The organism is Lentilactobacillus fungorum, from assembly GCF_016860605.1.
Lineage (GTDB): Bacteria > Bacillota > Bacilli > Lactobacillales > Lactobacillaceae > Lentilactobacillus > Lentilactobacillus fungorum.
In genome coordinates this window covers 177,979-196,756 of record NZ_BNJR01000007.1, presented here as the reverse complement: position 1 = coordinate 196,756, position 18,778 = coordinate 177,979, and the positions used below count along the sequence as shown (strand labels likewise).

Genomic DNA, 18,778 nt, shown 5'->3' with positions numbered 1-18,778 from the left:
GAAGCATCCTGGCGCACACTTTGCTTAAACATTGTCACTAAGGAGTCTCTCATGAAAAATACTGCTTTATTAGTCATTGACCTTCAAAACGGCCTCAAAAATACATTTAACTTTTCTGCCCTTATTACTAATCATTACAGGTCATTCAGTGATTTAGCCAACTCTGAACTTGGCTGAGCGCCCCCAATACGCCAGAAACGTTAGCAGCCCCGTTAAAATCTGGCTGCCAGAAGTCATTTGCTGGTGAACGACCAATCCAAACGCTTCGTTTTGCATGCATCATCAATTCGCTATCATTAACATCATTGCCGAAAGCGACATATGACTCGTCTGGAAACAGTTGTTGCAATGTTGTGAATTTATTGACACCTTGGGCTGTTAAATCAAGGTTATGTTCCTGTTGATGCTCAACAATTGATAAAGCCGTTTGTTCTTTTAATATCGCACTAATTGAAGCCTGCAATTGATCAGATAAATCCAGCAAAATCACCTTAATTGGCTGTTTAATCTCAACGAGTGGGACTTTACGGGCCAAGTGTCCTTGATCTAGTTGGTTTAAGATCGCATTAGTTGACGTTACCCTTGCCGAATAATTCCAACTGCCGTCAACTAGATAATCCAATTGTTCTGATTGAATAATCGATCGGAGCAGCTCATAGTCCGGTAAGCTAATTGATTTCACAACCTGAACTTGTCCGTTTACGGAAATAATCGACCCATTGCCACCAATTAACGGGCCAGCTGAAAAGCCATTAATGATGGGAAGTAAATCCCTAATTGGCCTGGCTGAAGCAAATATAATATCTTGTCGATTAGTCGTGAGCGCCTGAATCTTCTCAATAATTTTAGAATCAATTGATCTGCCATCAAAACTAATCGTCCCATCTACATCAAATACAAATTTCACGTGCTTAGTCACCCACTTTTGATTTATCCATCAGTTTGATTATTATTTTTAGTTTACGCCAGTTAGAATTAATTGGCGACCCTCTCCGCCAGAAATCGGATACCATAAGATTTTTTGGTTAAACCATCAATTATTAAAGTAATACTATTGAATTTTAATACTATGCGTTGTATAGTATTCTCGAAAGGAGGGATAGTAATGAATCCACAGTTAAAAAAAGGCTTTTTGGAATATTGTATCTTGGCAGTCTTAAACAAAGGTGATTCGTATGGATACAAGATCATTAAAGATGTGGAAGCAACTTTCCCGATTTCAGAATCAACACTATACCCAATCTTAAAGAGGCTAGAGAAGAACGAATATATTACCAGTCATAACGAAATTTATAACAATCGTGTCCGGCGCTACTATCATTTGACGTCACAAGGCATCACTCGGGCCAAAGAATTTTTAACCGAACAAGGGCAGATTGAAAGTATTTATCAATTCGTTAGAGAGGCGTTCGAAAATGAATAAAGCTGAGTTTTTAGACCAATTACAAACTAATTTGAAACGATCACACGTTGTCGATATCGATCGTTATCTCCAAGACTACCGCGAACTCATTGCGGATGAGTCAGAAGAGCGGTCCATTAGTGAAGATCAAGTTGTAAATGGATTGGATAATCCTAAGACAATTGTCAAGAATATCATGAGTGAAGATCACCCTAAGACTCATTTCCCGACTACCTGGTTAGTGTTGCTTATTCTGGCGCTAGTCATTGGTTCACCGCTCTGGTGTTCTCTGTTGCTACTTGGCATTATCCTCATCTTACTTGGGTACTTACTGGTTTGGATGATCCCGGCTGGATTCATTCTTTTATCACTGTCATTTCTAATTATTGGTGCATATGGGCTACCAGCCGGAATTGTTTCTTTATTCAAGGTTGGCTCGGCGATTGGAACGGCTGAACTTGGCGCTTCCTTAATTGGGTTCAGCTTGGCACTACTGGTTGGTGCCATCGCTTGGTGGAGCATTAAATACTTTTCAATCGCCTCAATTGCTTTTTCAAAGTGGCTCATTAGTAAGTTCAAGGAGGCCTATTAAAATGTTATTGATTTGGTTAAAAGATAATTATTGGCGAATTGCTGGTTTACTATTGGTCTTAGGTGTCGTGCTGTTTGTGGCCGGGTTGGCACTTGGTGGCTTTAATTTTAATATGTTTAACTATCCCGGAAATATTGATTATCGCCCTTGGTATTGGTTTTTGGGATTTTGATGAGAGACAGCAGTCCTTAAAAATAAAATGAGGAAAACTTCAATAGATAAAAGAAGTGATCCTCATTTTTTATATTTTGATAGGCAAAAGTCATAATCATTTTAAAGGAGAGCGCGATGTCCATTAAAACTCATAGTTTGATTATTAGCATTCTGAAATTAATTGGCTGGCTATTTTTTAATCGAAAGCACTAAGAACATCTTCTTGAATAAAATAGCGTCTCCCTTTTAACGATTATTTTACTACTAACTACGTTTATTAATTCTCCTTCTACCGGAGTGATACACAAAGTCAAATCCAACCAAGCCCAACAAAACCACCGGCCCCAGCAGTCCGTAAACCACCGCCAGTGCAATTTTGAGCACTGCCCCATATTGATCATCATGCAGTTTGGAATAAAAAACAGTCTGATCAGCCTGAATAGCTCTTGGATTAGTGATGCTCCAATCATTCTTAGTGACCTGTTTAGCGCCGAATTGCTTAACATCCTCACCGTATTGCTTAAGCCCTTGAGTCGCCAGCGACCGGTATGCCGGGTACAATTGTTTTCGAATACAGAGCGGTAACTGACAAGCCCACGAGACTATGAGCCAGATATTAAACCCATTCCAATTAAAATTGAACTGAGCGTTTTTGTTCAAATTGAAAAAGTAACCCAGCACCAAAATAATGGCAGTTTGAAGAGCAAAGCGTAGGATCACTCTTAATTTCATGGTGAATCACCTCAATGATAGTAAACTTCGATCTCACATTAAAATATCATTTTACTTTAACTTTTGAATTATATTTAATATAAAGACAGTCACTGTGAATGTCAATATTATCTTGAGTTGGGCGATCGTCAGACAACAATTTACTTTCTTCTGCTGTTATTACCATGCTAACCGATTATTCTAATCATCAAATAGAAAATAGGGGATCTCACATGACAAATAGTAACTGCGAGACAAAGTTGGTAAAATCAGAAAATAATCATGTTTTCTTTTTAAATATGGAAAATCAATAAACATCAAACAGTGATTTCGGAAGAAATGCTGTCTGAAAAATATGTAACCTACGGAGAGACTTCTGAGGATTATCAATAACCTGATGATTTGAACGAATGGATAAATCATCAACCAATTGAGAAAGGATTATAGTAATGTAAATTAGATTTAGCATTAACTATGTACAAAAATAAACGCCGTAATCGTTCTTAAAATCCCCTTAGTTGCTCAACAACCAAGGGGATTTTAACGTAACAAGCAACTTATTCTTACTGACCATTAAGATTTCTTGGCTCGTATAATCAAAGCAGCTGCAATAAACACAATTAGTGAACCCAGTACAATACAACTCACGTAAATAATGACACCAGGCTTCCCTAAATTAAGTAACAGAAAGATTGCAGCAACTAAATCAAAAAGTAAGATGCCGATTCCGGCTTGGAGAAGGCCGTGGGACTTGGATAAGTCATTTGAAAGCCACATTTCCCAAATACCAGATAAAAATAAAGTAACAAATAATACCAAGATAATTGGGTGACTAGCAACGTAACTAGTACCATGTTTGAAAAAATCATAAATCACAATTCCAATTAGCATCGCTGTTTGAACATAAAATAATCCGGCAGTCATTGTTAATCGATGAATTTGGCTGCCCTCATCAGCTTTTTTCATTTCACTGCACCCTCTTATGATTAATTACATCTTAGTAATCCTTCCATCAAAGCTAATTACTGCTTTCGCTTCCGCATTACCAATCGAACAATCACCTCCAAAACCACCAGTGCCGCCACGAAGCCAACCCAAATCATTAGCGTGATCATTCTTAGTTCTGGTGATTGCGCAACCCCGGCGCCATCGGTTTTTCGAATCAAAATCACTAAGCTAACGATCATAAAGATAAGTGCTAATACCAAGTTTGAAATTCGCCAACCAGTCCACCTCATTACCAACACCTCCTCATTTTTCGCCTTCATCATACATCAAAGAAAGAAGTTTCACTCTTATATTGGTTTTTCGTTATAATGAAGTTATATTAATAAAGTTGCTTGTGACTTTTGACGTTCAAAGGAGCGTGATCGTTTTGAAAATGATTAATTGGAAAGCAGCCGTCATTGCTGGTGGCGTGGCCGGCGTTGTTTCTGGACTAGTAAAGTTAGGCTGGGAAAATGTGCTGCCGCCACGAACACCTAAGCGGGATCAAACCAATCCGCCGCAGAAATTACTCCAACAGTTTGGCGTGCCTGAAAAAGTGACCCATGCCACATACACCTATTCGGAACAACAACTTCCCTGGGTCAGCTATCTCATTCACTTTGGTTTTTCAACTTCATTTGCCGTCTTTTATAGTGTCGCCGGCCACTTCGTTCCTTTCATTCGACTCGGCCAAGGGACACTATTTGGCCTCGGCGTTTGGGGAGCCTGTCATCTTGGCGTCATGCCGGCAATGGGTACCGTTCCAGCACCCGTTGACCAACCAGTTGAAGAACACTTCTCAGAAGCTTTAGGTCACATGGCTTGGATGTGGACCAACCACATCATCAGCGACGAGCTTTATCGTCAGTTGACCTCAAAGTAGGTCGCTCGCTCAACTTTAACTGGAGTGCCAAATAGCTGGCACCCGTTTTATTGTGGTAACTTATTTCAAGCGTGAGTATATTCGGGAGGCATAAATTAATGGTAAAAATTGGTGTTATTTTAGGATCGGTTAGAAGCAAGCTTGGGGAGTCCGTTTTTAATTACTTGCAATCGACGTATTCAGACACTAACGATGTGCAGTTTGATTGGATTAAGTTAGATGATTTCCCATTAGAGCCGTATCATCACGACGAAACGCCGTTATCTGAGGGCATTCAAGACTTGAAAGCTAACGAAAAGCGCTGGCTCAGTCAACTCAACCATGAAGATGGTTACGTAATTGTGACCCCGGAATACGACCATGCTATCCCGGGAACTTTAAAAAACGCCTTAGATTACGTCGGCCCAGAAGTCAATCGCAAGCCAGTCCAAATCATTTCCTATTCTTACTATAGCGACGGTGGCATGCTGGCAGCAGCTTCCTTTGTGGAAATCCTACAGATGCTAAAGATGATCGTATTACCAACGCCGGTCTTGCTATGGAACGCCAATACGAACTTCACGCCCACTGGCCATTTGGTTTTGGATGCCAAAAATAGTGATCATTTTTCTGAGCGTTTGGACGATGCTTTTCATGAGATTCGTTTTTATACGAAGTTGTTGCATGAGCACCCGTTTGAGTGAATTATTTTTTAGATTTTGAATTTTTATTTGTACTCATTAATTGCCTCAGCATATCAGGAATAGCCTGCGCTTGGGCAATTATTTGTTCATTGGTTTGCGGAAGCCCATATCTGGTTGAGGGTCCTCTACCACTAACTACCAGAATTTGCTTTAAAATTAAGGAATTTAGAGCTGTTGTAACCCTAGATCTTGAAAGTTGAGTTTGCGTTTCGATTTCTTTGTGAGATAATCCCGGTCTTCGGGAACTGACAATCGCTTTCAGAACAGCTCTTTCTCTTTTATTGATGTCTTTTCCACCAAAGGATTCTGCATAATCTACTTTCCAAATAGTTAGTTGAGTGCCTTTCAAGTCAGTCCTAATTTCAGGTTGTCTGAAATGGTTTGTAACCGCGGATTCATATATCTTTTCACCACCATGACCCGCGCGTTCACCAATCCCCATTTGGATAAACAGCTTTGAAATTATTGGGTTTCTTGTGCTAGAGTTATTAGTTGTGAAAAATTCATTAGAAGGAATCTTCATTTTCCCCGGATTTTGAAATTCATAATATTTGGTTAGATTGTTCACAACAAGTGGTGACTCTCCAAAATAATCTGCATGCATTAACATGTTAATCAGTCCTTCGCGTAAGGCCACTGCCATAGAACCAAACGTATCGATTCTTTGCCCGTTTCGATCCATTTCAAAATTTCCGGGGGTATTGGCTAGCAATGCTTCTTCAGTTCTTCTAAAAAATGAAAATATATTCAAATCTTCTTCAATTGATGAAATTCTTCTACTCCATCGATCATGCTCCGGATGACTTTTATCAAAATAATCTAGTTGAAAGTTTGGAAAGGCATGTAGGATAGAGTTATTAAGTCCAAAAAACAATAATCCACCAGCTGTCACCCCTATTTTTCCATTATTATCATAATCTTTTGATAAAACCCCAATACCCCGAAGAAATTTCTCCAAAGGATAATTCGTATAATAACGATAGGTTTCACGTTTTACCAGCATACTTTTATAATCTTGTATACTGTTTTCACTCAAATCATCAATTCCATAATTAGGTAAAACTTTTGTATCCAAATTATCTCTTGAAAGACGCACTAATGTCATTAACGACTCTCCTCTGGCTTTAGCATCTGTTGCCCCGTTACGGACATATGCTTGCCGTTCATCCCCTCTAAGAAATACAGGTTTCTCTGAATCAGGAGCTTCGCGAACTTGAATTTGAATAACTTCTGTAGTATCCGTTCGGATAGTTTTAATATCACTGTTTTTGAAGCCATTATAGCTGAGAACACTTTTATTATTAATACTAGACCAAAATTCGTCTTTAATATTCTGTGAATCGTGAACCCCAGCGATCATAAATTGATGCCCTTTAATTTCCTCAATGCCAAGAACTAATACCCCACCATCAGTATTCATAAACGCCGAAATAGTTTCCCATGCATCCTTTGGAAATGCATTTTTACTGGTTTTATATTCAATGTGTTCATCCTCTTGTGGTAATTTCTTATTATAATCAATCACATTGTTCACTCCAATTACTTTCAATTGACCAATCAACTGATAACCTGCAGATAACCTGCAGAAAAGGATAATTGTAATTTCCCGTATTACCAAGCTTCCCGGCAATTTTCTTCTAATTAATCTGCAGATAACCTGCAGATAACCTGCAGATAATTTTATGTCTACTTTAGTCATTACTTTAGTCATTATAAAATACGGCATTTCATTCGTTCTTTACCATCCCAGATTTATATCTTCAATTATTTTTAAGTTTAAGCTATAACCCAGTTCAAAGATATTCCTTATTTAACTAACATATTAAAAATTCTGTCAATAAGCAATCTAATCAATGAGGTCCTCCATGATATATTCTCATTTACCAAACAAAACCACCTTCATCCCCACCCCGCCCCACAACGAGCACGAAATTTTCCGAGCAATGCGGCTTTATCCTGATAATGCCAAAATCTATCACCCCCATCGACGGATTGATGCCACTTCGGTTTTTTGGTTAAATAAGCTTCACCCCACCGCACTCAATTTTGCGGCATTTGTCGACCCCAAAGCCGATGATCAGTTGGGGCTATCCAACCGTATCTTGGCTGACATCCACCGATTAGCTTGGAAATTCAACGTCGATCGAATCATCACCCGGGATTACGCGCCCCAACATCCGTTTAATAAATGGCTGGTGGCCCAAGGGTTTCGGTTGACTGAAAAAATGACTGAACCGTTCCTATCACTGTCGGCATTTAAAACTAACCCGCCCAGCATTTTAACAACCAACCGTCTCGTAACCGCTTCGCAACTGTTGGCCCAACAAAAACTATGGCAGCAGGTTGCCCAGATTAGCCTCACACACTATCGACAAGGCCATCCAAATAATCTAGTTGGCGAAATTACTTTAGCTGATTGGCAAGCACTGTTGCGTAATCAATTGATCGAACAGGTGCCAACTGTTTTACTAGATGATCAAGGTAAGCTTGCCAGCTATTGCCTTACTTACCGCTCGTCAAAAAGAGCTATCCTTGGCGAGTTTGCTGAGGTACAATCCGGCGCCCTCTTGACCTTAATCCATATCCAGTTAGCTTGGCTGGCCACGCATGAATCAGAAGCCAAAAGCGTTGCACTTAGATTAAAGTCAGCCAATCAGCTGGGACTGCAGCTTTATCACCATTTTGACTTTGATAATTCACCCGTATACGAAACTTATATGCAGCTTATTCATCCAAGTTAATCCCAAAACTGCCAATTTAAAATTGCGGCAGTTTTTTTCATCGAACCACCTGGTAATTAGTTAGCAACAATGAACTTATTAGGGACTCCGCCATTATTAGACTGACGTTTACGCCAATTTGGTCAATAGATGACCGGACAAATAATCCGGCTTCAGACAAAAAATCATCAATCTTTTAACCAATTAGTTATTAATTAGCAGCCGTGTATTACGGCTTTATGTTACATTTATGTAACGAAACGTCATTTCTTGACATCTTTTTGTCATATTGTACACTAGTGTTGTTCAAAGGATAAATTGTTTGGAAGGAGTTGTTTGTGATGAACAAATTTGCAACGGTTATCGCAAGCGCCGTACTTGCCGCCCCATTTATTGGCGTTGCCCCATTGAGTGCCAACGCCGCCAAAGCTAAGAGCTACAAGTTCTCATACGTAACAACGAAAGTTTATAAAGCAAAGAATTATCACACCAAAGATAATGCTGTGAACTATTATGATAGTGTTGGCGCCGCTGATAGAGGCTACGTCACCATGACGGTTCAAGGCAAGTTAAAACCAAGTACAACATATAAGGTCAACCGAACAATGAAAGTTAAGAGCTTCTCAACTAAGAAGAACCACACCTTCTACTATGTAAAGGGTCATGGTTGGGTTCAAACATCTAAGCTAGTAAAGGGTGCATTTCATTACGCAGATCAATGATGGATCGGATTTATCAATAACGCTTGGAAGGCTAAAACGCCATTCTTCAACTTGAAGGATGACGTTTTTTTAAGCCAACTTGCTTGACGCTTGCTTGGTAATCATTAAACTGAATTTGAGTACAAAATGATACTTCCGGCGTAACTTACAACTAAATTTAATTGACTATAAATTTAGAATTTCCGACTAAGCAGACTTAAACGCCGACAAGCTTAGACGGTTTAGCCTACTTAGTTTTTTCTAGCCGCTTTGGCTCACTACTTTTAGGAGGTGCCAGCAATGAATTCAGGCGGTAACGTTTTTGGCAGCGGCATCATTGGATCACCAGGATTTGATATCACAAAGTTATTCTCCAAGTCAAACCCACCCACATATCTTTTACAGTCACAAGAATCTTTTCCAGCAAAAACTTATCACGTTGGTAATCGTCCTACTACGGTATTCCAAGCAACCAGCCACGATAACCAGGTGACGCTCACTTATCGGGGCACCCTTGAATCGCATACGGATTATCAGCTAACTAAGTCAATGGTTGTTAAAGAGATGACAACCGATAAAGTATGGCATTTTTCTTATCTTGATACTATCGGCTGGATCAGTATCCCCGTTAAATAATGAGGCTATCAAAAAAACTAGCATTGGTTTGCTAGTTTTTTATTGGAAATGCTTATACCTAAAATATTTATACCCAATTTTGCGATCAAAGACGGTGGCGGACAGACCGGTACGGTTTGCCATGAATAGGTAAATCAATAGCGTCACCAATCCAAAGACACTGCAGAATAAAAACGCTGTAATCAAGCCGTTTGGAACATACAACTTATGAATACCATATGCCAAGCCAATAACAATCGCAAAGAAGACAATATTCACAAGAATGTTAACTTTCAAGCGGCCAAACGGAACGTGGAATTCACGACGAACTTCTCCGTAACTTAATAAAATAACGAAGCCAAACCCAATCGCTGTCGAGAGAATGGCACCAAAGCCCTGCATCAAAATAACCAGCGGTGGCTGGAATAAGAGCTTGGCCACTAAACCAATGAATAAGTAATACATAGCTTTTCGACTATAATGTAGGGCCTGCAAGAGAGTGAGTCCGTTGATCGCTAACCCTAAAAAGAGGCTTTGAATAATATTCCAGAATAGGTAGTCACCGCCAAGTGAACTAAAGCTGAAAAAGATGCCGTTAACTTCATAAGACAGTGCGCCCAAAATTGCAACAATCGGCAACAATGCGAACAGTAGCATGTTCATATTCTGAAAAATTAGTTGGCCAATATCCCCCTTCTTAGCAGCTAGACTGTTTGCCAATAAAGGTAACGTCGTTTCGGCAACTGCCAACGCCAATGAAACAACCACCGTCGTAATTTTAGTTGGATTAGCTGAAAACAGCGTATAGATATACTGGGTGTAAACGGCAGAATAATGCTGAACGCCCTCCATCACTTGTTTGAAAAATAACTGGTCAATCAACTGGCTCAGCGTAATCCCCGAGCCAACAATCACAAACGGGATGGATTCATACGCAATCATTAAAAAAATTTTTCTAATACTCGTTAGATCAAAAGGTTTACTTTTCGCTGCTAAAGCGGCATAGTCAGCCGATTTTCGTTTGTAATAAATCCCCAAGTAAAGGTAACTGGCAACTGCTCCGACAAAAGCCGCCATCACACTTAAATAAACGGCTTCTATGTAACTTCTATGGAGAACATTAATCACAACGTAAGTCGCTGCCAAAATAAACACAATCCGAATAAACTGTTCCCAGAGTTGGGAAACCCCGTATGGCTTCAGATCTTGATTGCCTTGAAACCAACCACGAATACTGCTCATTGATGGCAAAATGACAATTGCTGGAACCAATACCCGAATTGATATCACGGCACTGCTGGTTGAAACGACCGGGCTGGTTTTAGCAATAATCGGCGCGATTATCCATAGAATGGTACCGCAAAGAATGCCGGACAACAGCATCACAAACGATCCCACTTTAGCCAACTGTTTCGAATCCAGAAAACGATTTTCACCATTATAAATCGCAACCCGCCTGGCAATTGCTGATGGGAACCCGGCCGTCCCCAGCGCAATAAAGAGCGCGTATGGGTTATACGAAGCATTAAACAAGGCCATCGCGACGCTCTTATGAGCTGGTGACCCGATCATATACAGCCAAGGAATCAGGTAAACAATTCCCAACACCCGCGAGAAGATACTGCCAAACGACAGCCAGAAGGACCCGGACATGATTTTCTTATTCATAATAAGGATACACACTTTCTAATTGAAGAATCATTGATTATATTATATACGTTTCTGGTTTGGTTAGGGGCCATAAATCAAATCTCAATATTTTTATAAAAAGATTGAGATAGATAAGATAACCAACTGAAGCTTCAATTATAACAGTAATTTGCCGATTGTAGGATACCATTTCTAGCTCTTAGAAGTCTGTATAGGTGATGGTACCATTTACCGCATCAATTACTGTCCGTGCGCCTAATGGAGTTGTAATCATTGGAACTGTATGACAGCTATCATAATCGTAAATAATCGGAATAGATTGGCCATTTAATACTTCCACTAAAATATCAATTGGCTGTCTGCCAGTACCTTCATCATCGAACAAGGCATGTTTACCCAAAACAGTGCCTTTGACTTGATCAAATATCCCCGCCGCTTTTAACATTGCAAAATTTTTTTCAACAGTTGAAGCGTCCTTTTCGGCATCTTCAATAAAGAGCAAGTCGTTCTTGGTTAATTTGGGGAAATATTTAGAAGCTAAAATACCGTAAATCGTATTCAAATTCCCACCTATTATCCTTCCTGATAGAACTGGTGAGCCAATCGATTTCCACTGATTGGGGTGCTTTTGCTTGGGCTTTTGGAAGTCGTTCCAGTTTAGTGATCCATCATCCCAAAAGGCTGGGAATTCAATGGTGACTTTATCTCCATAGGAAGCATTGATTATTTTTTCAAATCGACGCCAACTTTCATCTACAAATGGCGGCCACTCACCAAAGCCAGCAACCAAAGCCAGCAACCAAAGCCGGCCCATAAAGAACCCGACATTTAGGAGCTTGCGTTTGAACAGCCAGTAAAAGCGCCGTTGCATCTGAGTAGCCAATCAAAGTTTTAGGATGATGATTCAAGTAGTCATAATCGACGTAAGGTAAAATAGCATTCGTGTTCGTACCACCAATAGTTGTCATGATAATATCAACGGCCTGATCATGAATTAAATCATTAACTTCCTCTGAACGCTCTCGAATACTGCCAGATCGATAAAAATCCTGCTTGCCAGTCAGCTTACCAGCAACTAAACGGAATCCTTTGCTTATTAAGAAATGTCGTGCGCGTTCAAACCTAATGGGAGAAATCGCCGTTATTGGCGTTGATGGTGAACAAAAACCGATTGTGGTCATAAAGTGACACCTTCTAGGTGAATAGACTATGGGTCACATTTTAGCCTTAATGAGTGTCAGTTTCAATCAGTCTAAGCCGTGTTATTAATGTTCGCTAAGCTAAATGACTTTGCCGTTAAGAGGCATGCAATAAGATGCTTTCTAACACATGAAGAATATGAACTGAATATTCTTGAGAGGTAAATTGACTTGAATTGCCCCCACATACGTGGTGAATACATCGATACAAAGTCGAAAAATTAAACTCAATCAGGATCACCCCCACATACATGGGGAATACTGTCACTCGACTGAGGCGAACACTGGATTTTTGGGATCACCCCCACATACGTGGGGAATACACTGAACGATCCCTATCATACCGCCATCCTCAAAAGTCAAGATACCCATTTTTCATTAAGTTGCAATTCAAGCAACACAATTTCTCAATAAGAACTTGTCCAGAAATATACACCATAAACCAAACTAAAGATTATCCCGTCGTTAAGTACCAAAAAGATGGCGGTGGCTTTTTAGATACCACACCGTCACCTTCTCAATTATTATCACAAACTATGATCACTTTATGCTTTATGTTCACTCTCCGCTCACATTCGCACTTTTTTGGATTTCCGGCGACAAATCATACATCTTGGCGGCCTCCGTTAATAACGCATGATAAGCATAGGCACCGTCACGATAAGGTTCAACAACTACCTCATCGGCAATTTTTGAAAATGGCTTTTTGCCGTCACGCTCTTGGGCGGCATCTAAGTCCGCGATGATTCGCTTCTCAACATCTGAATAACTACCTACGATTTGTTTCGTCTGCAAACTGCCACGAATAGAAATTTTGTTCATATCAATTCCTCACAATCTATCGGTTTTATTTGATGCCTGGTATATTGCCATAGCGCTTTCACAATATATCTGCTCTTATCATACCAATAATTAGCCGTAAAAATCATTAAGAATTCCAAATAACTCAAAATTTGTTTTCGCTACTTCCGGCAGCCAAATAATGTTAAATATATAACAAAAAATCGTCTTCATCACAGCCACATATCATTATTATCTTGTACACAATATGAAAATTTTGCACGCCATTGACTCCTTATTTACCCACTTATTTTCAGATGTTATACTATTGGAAGGGCTTACGAACAGTCTAGAAAGAGGTTTCTTTTCATGAAACGGGTTCCCCTACAAATGACATTTTTTTCACAGGTTCATCCGGTTGCTTCAACGATTTATTTTGCAGAGCTGATGACCTGCCTTTTGTTGTTCAATCATGTTGGCGTCGCGCTTACTGAAGTCATTGGTCTCACAATTTGCGGCTTTTATTATCTAGGTAAAAAGTCAATGATTGGCCAATTAAAATTTGCCGCTTCGTTTTTAATTATGATCTTATTCTTTAACACGTTACTCAACCAAAAATTTCACCCAATTCTTTGGCAGTTCCATTGGGGATTTTTAACTTACAAGTTTTCATACGCCGCTTTCTTATATGGGCTTGCGATGGCTTTGATCTTAATCGCTATGTTATTTGTTTTTGCCCTTCTCAATCAAATCCTAACACCCAGTCGATTAATCTATGTTTTTTCCCCCATCGCCCCAAGATTGGCAATGTTAGTTTCCATTTCGTTTACTTTAGTTGCTAACTTTATTCTGAGATTCAAAAAATTACTAATCTTACAAAGAACCAGAAATTTGGATACAACTAGTGGTTCGCTCATGACTAGAATCAAAAAGATTCTCCACCTTTTTGAAATTATGCTCCAAGATTCACTATCATCAGCAATGGAAACCGCTAACTTGATGGATGCCCGCGGCTTTGGCGCAGCAAAACGTAGCCACTATCGCTCCTATCACTGGCAGGTTTCCGATTGGATTTTTATCGGATTGTCTTCTTTATTGCTCCTGAACATGATTATCATCCGCTTACTAAAATTTGGTTGGAGCCGCTCGGTTACCAACTTTACAGTTGCTTTTCGGTTTGCTGATAGTTTACCAATCGTTTTTTTACTTATCTTCTTTTTGTTACCAATTCTTTCTGAGGGGGTCTATCGCGCATGTCAAAACTAGTCTCGATTCAAAACCTCTCATTTGCTTATCCCGAAGAACCCGATCAAGCACTCCGAGATATTAACCTCACAATCAATTCCGGTGATTTTTTAATGATCGCCGGCAACACTGGCAGCGGCAAAACAACGCTTCTCAACCATTTAAAAAAGGAACTGACCCCGCTTGGAACTCATCATGGCCACGTCCTGATTAACAATACGCCGATTACTAACTTGACTAAACTGCAGAGTGCTCAAACCATCGGTTACGTCGCCCAAGATCCCCAAACCCAGCCAGTCATGTCAACCGTTATTGATGAATTAGCCTTTCCGCTTGAAAATATCGGTTGTCCAAGCGACGAAATCGAACGGCGAATTACGGAACTCACTAACTTTTTGGGATTAGACCAGATGATCAACCGCGCCATTTCTGAATTATCAGGCGGCCAACTTCAACTAGTCAACTTGGCCTCTGTTTTGATTCTTCGGCCAAAGCTCATTTTGTTGGATGAGCCTACATCACAACTGGATCCGCTAACTGCTCAAAACTTTTTAACCGTTTTAAGCCGAATTCGACAAGAGTTGGGGATCACCATTGTCTTGACCGAACATCGGTTGAGCACGATTGCCGGATTGGCTAATCGCATGATCCTCCTCCAACACCAGACAATTAGTTTCGATGGAACGCCGCGAGATGGGATCAAAGAAATGATCAAGGATGACCAACTGGCTTACTTTGTCCCATCAATTCCTAAGTTGTTCCTCACAAACCGACTTACTGAAAGCAAGTTGCCAATCTCGGTCGCCGATGGGCAAGCCGCCATCCAAAACGCCCATTTAAAATTTACCAAGGCCAGGCAATCCGCGACATCTACCACAGACAATTCCCCAGCTATGTTGACCGTTAAGAATATCTCATTTACCTTTGATCGAACTAAAAACGTCATTGATCATTTAAACTTAACTGTTCAACAGCATGACTGGTTAGCAATTATTGGCAAAAATGGGTCTGGCAAGTCAACCTTGTTGTCGCTCTTGGCTGGATTGCGAACCCCTCAACACGGCAAAGTGTACTTGAACAAGCAAATCGTTTGGCAAATCAAAGTCGCTGATCGAATTCGTCAGCTGTCATTTTTATCACAAACACCAACGCTACAATTCACTGCCGACAGCGTCCGCCATGAACTCACCACTCAGGCCAACGAACTCAACTTATCTGATGCCCCAACACGAATTGCCAACGTCATTCAACAATGCCACCTAAAGTCGATTCTTAACCAAAATCCGTTTGACATTAGCGGTGGTCAACAGCAACTGCTGGGGTTAGCGATTGCATTATTGGCAAAACCTGACTTGTTAATTTTAGATGAAGCCACTAAGGGATTAGACCCGTATACCAAAGTTGTCATTGGCCGACTACTAAAGCAGTATCAACAAGCCGGCACCACAATTATCATGGCGAGCCACGATATGGAATTTTGTGCTCAATTTGCTGATCACTGCGCCTTTATGTTTGACGGTCACGTCAATACCCTGCTGCCAACCAAATCATTTTTTGCCAATAATTTCTTCTTTACAACGCCAATCAACCGGATCGTCCGTGATCAGGTAGCCGATGCCCTCTTAGTTGACGACATCACGCCTATATCTGAAGGGAGGTGATCACTATTTGAGAAAATTAATTGAAATAACTTATGTTTACCGTTTATTAATCGCCACCTTGCTGATGGCAGCCTTTCTAACCTTAGTTCTATTACTTAAGGGACAGCATTATTTATTATTTAGCTTTATGATTCTGGTCTGCAGCTTGCTGCCAGCTTACTGGCGATTTGAACGAGACAATATTAGCACCCAGACGCTGATGTTTATTGCCGTTTTAATTGCGTTGGCAGTAGCTGGACGAGTCCCCTTAGCCTCTATTCCAAGCGTTCAAGCAGCTAGTTTCGTAATCATTTTAGGCGGCGTTAGCTTAGGGCCGGAATTGGGATTCATCACCGGATCAACAACTGCATTAGTTTCAAATATGTTTTTGGGCCAGGGCCCTTGGACGCCTTGGCAAATGGTTGCCTGGGGATTGATGGGGTTAACGGCAGGTTTGTTGGCTCAAACCAAAATTAGTCATAGCTTGATTTTCATGATCATTTTTGGATTTGCCTGGGGGTTCATCTTTGGGTGGATCATGGATCTATGGTATGCCCTGGCTTATGTTTCGCCGCTAACAATTAAGAGCTTTTTGCTAGCCTATGCTTCAAGTTTCCCGTTCGATCTTAACCATGCCCTATCAAACGCTGTTCTCATTACCTTGTTTTATAAAGGATGGGGAAAATTGTTCAATCGTCTGGTTAAAAAATACCGGATTTTACCAACCAAATAATTTATGCAAAGGACGGTTTTATAGATGAAATTTACAAGTCGCTTATTATTAGTTTCCGCTGCCGCATTACTAACCTTTGGAGCTGTTAGTCCTTCAATTAGTGCTGGGGCTGCCAGTGTTAAGACTGCCAGTCGAAGCTACCAAAACACCAAAATTAAGGCCAGCTACCAATATGCTAAAAAAATGATGACCAAAAATAAGACCGGCTTGTCGGGCAAAACTGCTTATATTTTCAGTAAAAAGGCCTACCCAACAACTGGTGCCGCTGGCGGTTACGCCGACTTCTTACTTAGCTTAAAAAATTGGGGTTATCACTTCACGACTAATCAAAAGAAACGGGTTGCTTCAAATTTAGTCATTAACAGTAAAAGTACCCCGGCTGATTTAGCTAACGCCATCCAAGGCTTAAAAGCCATTGGCATGAACCCAACCAAATTTCGCCCAACCGGCAGCAAGAAAGCCGTTAACTTAGTCACCACCCTTTATCGGCAATCGATGACCAAACAAACCGTCAATGTTAAAAGTCAAGCACTGATCGCCCTTACGATGAGTTCATCGTTCAAACGCCCATCGGCCGCTAAATTTACCATTAACAGTTTGAGCAACTCAATTGTTAAGAATCAACAGAAAAATAACGGCTGGGCTTACAATAACCAGGCTGCCAGCGTTGACTCCGACACTACCGCAATGGCCACCACTGCCTTGATTCGTGGTAACGCAACTACCAGTGCCGTCAAATCAGCCATTTCTAAGGGCCAATCATACCTTCGAAATGCCGTTAATCCTTCCGGTGCTTATGGCTACACGTTTAATGGCAAGACCATTCAAAATGCCAATTCAACCGCTGAAGGAATCATTGCTTTGTCTGCCCAGGCCGGCTCACTCCAGTACGTCAATGGCACCAGCAAATCAAGTCAAACCGCTTCGCCGCTATATGCAATGCTGACCTACGTTAATAAGACCGGCTCAATTAAAGGCGCTACCAGCCAATTAATTGGGATTGGCCAAGTTAGCTTAGCTACAGCTGCCTATCGTCAAGCGCTTAGTAACAAGTCAGTCTATGCATTGAAGTAATTAACCGTTAAAAAGTGAGGCATCTATGAAAAAGGGACGTTTCGTTGGTATCATTTTAGCGTTTATTCTAATCATTGGCATTGGCTTTGGTGTCCAACAAGTGTTATCTAACCGAGCTGATCACAAACCAGTAACAAGTGCTTCTTCAAAGTCGACAGCCGCGTCTTCAAACAGCGCATCAAACAATGATGCTGACAACCAGAAATCATCGAAGACAAAGGATACGGCAAACCAGAAAAAGCCAACTGCTCATAAGACCAAATCAGGCGCCGCCAGTACTCAAGATCAATCAAACAAGTCCGGGGCAACTAGTAGCCAAGGGGCTCACGCTAAAGCTAGCCAGACATCTTCAACTCGGGCAGCCGCAACAACTAATTCCGAGAAGTCAAAAGACTCAAAAAGTACCCATCCAAGAACAACGACGGCCACTCATACTCGCCAGTCAAAAAAGGCGGCCGCACAAGATAATTCCGTCGGCACAGCCTATATCAAAGTTTCAGGATACAAGAAGACGTTTTATACCGGCCACCTAAAGATTAGCAAGAAGACAACGGCGTTTTCCTTGTTAAAGCAAACTCACCTCAAGCTAGTTTACCAAAGCAGCCCCCACGTCTACGTCAGCTCGATTAATGGACTTAAGCAAAATGATATCAAGGTCGGTAGTGGTTGGATGTATTCGGTTAATGGCAAGTACGTCGATAAAGCTGCTGACCAAAAGCGAATTACCGCTGGCGATAAGGTTCATTGGTATTTCACTGTTAATGGCTTGAATGGCAAATAATTGGGGATAGCTATGCTACTAACCCATAGAGATAAAAGGATTATCAATAAAGATGCCAAACTTGGAAATTTTTTGTTGATAACGACGTATCGATTGGTTTTTATTCATCTGGTCTTGCCCATTTTTAGAACAATGATTTATGAGGCAAAGGCTGCGCTTAAATCTACTGGTAAAGAATGCCAAGCCTATTTGTCAGTGGGTTTTAGCTCCGACGAACTTAGAAAGGCCT

The 18,778-nt window shown here is 40.7% G+C and carries 20 protein-coding genes and 1 pseudogene; 13 read left to right on the top strand and 8 right to left on the bottom strand.

Annotated elements, in window-relative coordinates; genetic code table 11:
- Nucleotides 1–145: 145 nt before the first annotated feature.
- The gene (locus YK48G_RS03910; protein WP_203629397.1) at nt 146–907 is read right to left on the bottom strand and encodes an HAD-IIB family hydrolase; all 762 of its coding nucleotides are present in this window, start codon (nt 905–907) and stop codon (nt 146–148) included.
- Between the two features lie 198 nt (nt 908–1,105).
- Here YK48G_RS03910 and YK48G_RS03905 point away from each other — a divergent pair, with 198 nt between their 5' ends.
- Genes YK48G_RS03905 through YK48G_RS03895 form a run of 3 tightly spaced genes read left to right on the top strand, consistent with a single transcriptional unit; the run spans nt 1,106 to nt 2,166 of the window.
- Entirely contained in the window at nt 1,106–1,423 is a 318-nt protein-coding gene (locus YK48G_RS03905) for a PadR family transcriptional regulator (RefSeq protein ID WP_203629396.1), read from the top strand.
- Nucleotides 1,416–1,994 (top strand): DUF1700 domain-containing protein, encoded by a 579-nt coding sequence (locus YK48G_RS03900; protein ID WP_203629395.1) that lies wholly within the window; start codon nt 1,416–1,418, stop codon nt 1,992–1,994. The genes YK48G_RS03905 and YK48G_RS03900 overlap by 8 nt, the downstream gene beginning before the upstream one ends.
- Nucleotide 1,995: 1 nt before the next feature.
- Nucleotides 1,996–2,166 (top strand): hypothetical protein, encoded by a 171-nt coding sequence (locus YK48G_RS03895; RefSeq protein ID WP_203629394.1) that lies wholly within the window; start codon nt 1,996–1,998, stop codon nt 2,164–2,166.
- 245 nt (nt 2,167–2,411) lie between these two features.
- Here the strand turns inward: YK48G_RS03895 and YK48G_RS03890 are convergent, their stop codons facing one another.
- From YK48G_RS03890 to YK48G_RS03880, 3 genes are all read right to left on the bottom strand, one after another.
- Complete coding sequence (locus YK48G_RS03890; protein ID WP_203629393.1) at nt 2,412–2,879, bottom strand: hypothetical protein; 468 nt, start codon at nt 2,877–2,879, stop codon at nt 2,412–2,414.
- Between the two features lie 552 nt (nt 2,880–3,431).
- Entirely contained in the window at nt 3,432–3,824 is a 393-nt protein-coding gene (locus YK48G_RS03885) for a hypothetical protein (RefSeq protein WP_203629392.1), read from the bottom strand.
- Between the two features lie 56 nt (nt 3,825–3,880).
- Nucleotides 3,881–4,096 carry a DUF3923 family protein gene (locus YK48G_RS03880; RefSeq protein WP_203629391.1) on the bottom strand — a complete coding sequence of 72 codons (216 nt, stop codon included), beginning with the start codon at nt 4,094–4,096 and terminating at the stop codon, nt 3,881–3,883.
- A 143-nt stretch (nt 4,097–4,239) separates the two neighbouring features.
- Here YK48G_RS03880 and YK48G_RS03875 point away from each other — a divergent pair, with 143 nt between their 5' ends.
- A complete protein-coding gene (locus tag YK48G_RS03875) occupies nt 4,240–4,728 on the top strand; it encodes a DUF1440 domain-containing protein (RefSeq protein ID WP_203629454.1) in 489 nt (162 codons plus the stop codon).
- A gap of 98 nt (nt 4,729–4,826) precedes the next feature.
- Nucleotides 4,827–5,411, top strand: coding sequence for an NADPH-dependent FMN reductase (locus YK48G_RS03870; protein WP_203629390.1), 585 nt, complete (start codon nt 4,827–4,829; stop codon nt 5,409–5,411).
- 1 nt (nt 5,412) lies between these two features.
- Here YK48G_RS03870 and YK48G_RS03865 read toward each other — a convergent pair whose 3' ends face one another.
- Nucleotides 5,413–7,110: an RNA/DNA-binding domain-containing protein gene (locus YK48G_RS03865; protein WP_203629389.1), complete on the bottom strand. Its 1,698-nt coding sequence runs from the start codon at nt 7,108–7,110 to the stop codon at nt 5,413–5,415.
- A gap of 166 nt (nt 7,111–7,276) precedes the next feature.
- Here YK48G_RS03865 and YK48G_RS03860 point away from each other — a divergent pair, with 166 nt between their 5' ends.
- The 3 genes from YK48G_RS03860 (at nt 7,277) to YK48G_RS03850 (ending at nt 9,468) form a co-directional block, all read left to right on the top strand.
- Nucleotides 7,277–8,152: a hypothetical protein gene (locus YK48G_RS03860; protein WP_203629388.1), complete on the top strand. Its 876-nt coding sequence runs from the start codon at nt 7,277–7,279 to the stop codon at nt 8,150–8,152.
- Nucleotides 8,153–8,472: 320 nt separating this feature from the next.
- Nucleotides 8,473–8,853, top strand: coding sequence for a signal peptide protein, YSIRK family (locus YK48G_RS03855; protein ID WP_203629387.1), 381 nt, complete (start codon nt 8,473–8,475; stop codon nt 8,851–8,853).
- 279 nt (nt 8,854–9,132) lie between these two features.
- A complete protein-coding gene (locus tag YK48G_RS03850; protein ID WP_203629386.1) occupies nt 9,133–9,468 on the top strand; it encodes a hypothetical protein in 336 nt (111 codons plus the stop codon).
- Nucleotides 9,469–9,507: 39 nt separating this feature from the next.
- Here the strand turns inward: YK48G_RS03850 and YK48G_RS03845 are convergent, their stop codons facing one another.
- From YK48G_RS03845 to YK48G_RS03835, 3 genes and pseudogenes are all read right to left on the bottom strand, one after another.
- Entirely contained in the window at nt 9,508–11,115 is a 1,608-nt protein-coding gene (locus YK48G_RS03845; RefSeq protein ID WP_203629385.1) for a putative polysaccharide biosynthesis protein, read from the bottom strand.
- Between the two features lie 181 nt (nt 11,116–11,296).
- A pseudogene (locus tag YK48G_RS13650) lies at nt 11,297–12,278 on the bottom strand (S66 family peptidase).
- 576 nt (nt 12,279–12,854) lie between these two features.
- Entirely contained in the window at nt 12,855–13,118 is a 264-nt protein-coding gene (locus YK48G_RS03835) for a hypothetical protein (RefSeq protein WP_203629384.1), read from the bottom strand.
- A 327-nt stretch (nt 13,119–13,445) separates the two neighbouring features.
- On the opposite strand from YK48G_RS03835, the gene YK48G_RS03830 reads away from it, so the two are divergent.
- From YK48G_RS03830 to YK48G_RS03810, 5 genes are all read left to right on the top strand, one after another.
- Complete coding sequence (locus tag YK48G_RS03830) at nt 13,446–14,342, top strand: energy-coupling factor transporter transmembrane component T (RefSeq protein ID WP_203629383.1); 897 nt, start codon at nt 13,446–13,448, stop codon at nt 14,340–14,342.
- Nucleotides 14,330–15,982, top strand: coding sequence for an ABC transporter ATP-binding protein (locus YK48G_RS03825; protein WP_203629382.1), 1,653 nt, complete (start codon nt 14,330–14,332; stop codon nt 15,980–15,982). The genes YK48G_RS03830 and YK48G_RS03825 overlap by 13 nt, the downstream gene beginning before the upstream one ends.
- A 64-nt stretch (nt 15,983–16,046) precedes the next feature.
- Nucleotides 16,047–16,694, top strand: a complete 648-nt coding sequence (locus YK48G_RS03820; RefSeq protein WP_203629453.1) for an ECF transporter S component — start codon at nt 16,047–16,049, stop codon at nt 16,692–16,694.
- A 24-nt stretch (nt 16,695–16,718) separates the two neighbouring features.
- Nucleotides 16,719–17,768 carry a prenyltransferase/squalene oxidase repeat-containing protein gene (locus YK48G_RS03815; RefSeq protein ID WP_203629381.1) on the top strand — a complete coding sequence of 350 codons (1,050 nt, stop codon included), beginning with the start codon at nt 16,719–16,721 and terminating at the stop codon, nt 17,766–17,768.
- A gap of 25 nt (nt 17,769–17,793) precedes the next feature.
- Nucleotides 17,794–18,549: a DUF4430 domain-containing protein gene (locus tag YK48G_RS03810; protein WP_203629380.1), complete on the top strand. Its 756-nt coding sequence runs from the start codon at nt 17,794–17,796 to the stop codon at nt 18,547–18,549.
- Nucleotides 18,550–18,778: the final 229 nt, after the last annotated feature.

Bases quoted from the DNA above. Each gene is read 5' to 3' on its own strand.
- YK48G_RS03810 (WP_203629380.1), top strand. From the start codon at position 17,794: ATGAAAAAGGGACGTTTCGTTGGTATCATTTTAGCGTTTATTCTAATC.
- YK48G_RS03825 (WP_203629382.1), top strand. From the start codon at position 14,330: ATGTCAAAACTAGTCTCGATTCAAAACCTCTCATTTGCTTATCCCGAA.
- YK48G_RS03875 (WP_203629454.1), top strand. From the start codon at position 4,240: ATGATTAATTGGAAAGCAGCCGTCATTGCTGGTGGCGTGGCCGGCGTT.
- YK48G_RS03905 (WP_203629396.1), top strand. From the start codon at position 1,106: ATGAATCCACAGTTAAAAAAAGGCTTTTTGGAATATTGTATCTTGGCA.
- YK48G_RS03880 (WP_203629391.1), bottom strand. From the start codon at position 4,096: ATGAGGTGGACTGGTTGGCGAATTTCAAACTTGGTATTAGCACTTATC.
- YK48G_RS03890 (WP_203629393.1), bottom strand. From the start codon at position 2,879: ATGAAATTAAGAGTGATCCTACGCTTTGCTCTTCAAACTGCCATTATT.
- YK48G_RS03870 (WP_203629390.1), top strand. From the start codon at position 4,827: ATGGTAAAAATTGGTGTTATTTTAGGATCGGTTAGAAGCAAGCTTGGG.
- YK48G_RS03850 (WP_203629386.1), top strand. From the start codon at position 9,133: ATGAATTCAGGCGGTAACGTTTTTGGCAGCGGCATCATTGGATCACCA.
- YK48G_RS03855 (WP_203629387.1), top strand. From the start codon at position 8,473: ATGAACAAATTTGCAACGGTTATCGCAAGCGCCGTACTTGCCGCCCCA.
- YK48G_RS03885 (WP_203629392.1), bottom strand. From the start codon at position 3,824: ATGAAAAAAGCTGATGAGGGCAGCCAAATTCATCGATTAACAATGACT.
- YK48G_RS03835 (WP_203629384.1), bottom strand. From the start codon at position 13,118: ATGAACAAAATTTCTATTCGTGGCAGTTTGCAGACGAAACAAATCGTA.
- YK48G_RS03895 (WP_203629394.1), top strand. From the start codon at position 1,996: ATGTTATTGATTTGGTTAAAAGATAATTATTGGCGAATTGCTGGTTTA.
- YK48G_RS03900 (WP_203629395.1), top strand. From the start codon at position 1,416: ATGAATAAAGCTGAGTTTTTAGACCAATTACAAACTAATTTGAAACGA.
- YK48G_RS03865 (WP_203629389.1), bottom strand. From the start codon at position 7,110: ATGACTAAAGTAGACATAAAATTATCTGCAGGTTATCTGCAGGTTATC.
- YK48G_RS03830 (WP_203629383.1), top strand. From the start codon at position 13,446: ATGAAACGGGTTCCCCTACAAATGACATTTTTTTCACAGGTTCATCCG.
- YK48G_RS03845 (WP_203629385.1), bottom strand. From the start codon at position 11,115: ATGAATAAGAAAATCATGTCCGGGTCCTTCTGGCTGTCGTTTGGCAGT.
- YK48G_RS03820 (WP_203629453.1), top strand. From the start codon at position 16,047: ATGGCAGCCTTTCTAACCTTAGTTCTATTACTTAAGGGACAGCATTAT.
- YK48G_RS03815 (WP_203629381.1), top strand. From the start codon at position 16,719: ATGAAATTTACAAGTCGCTTATTATTAGTTTCCGCTGCCGCATTACTA.
- YK48G_RS03860 (WP_203629388.1), top strand. From the start codon at position 7,277: ATGATATATTCTCATTTACCAAACAAAACCACCTTCATCCCCACCCCG.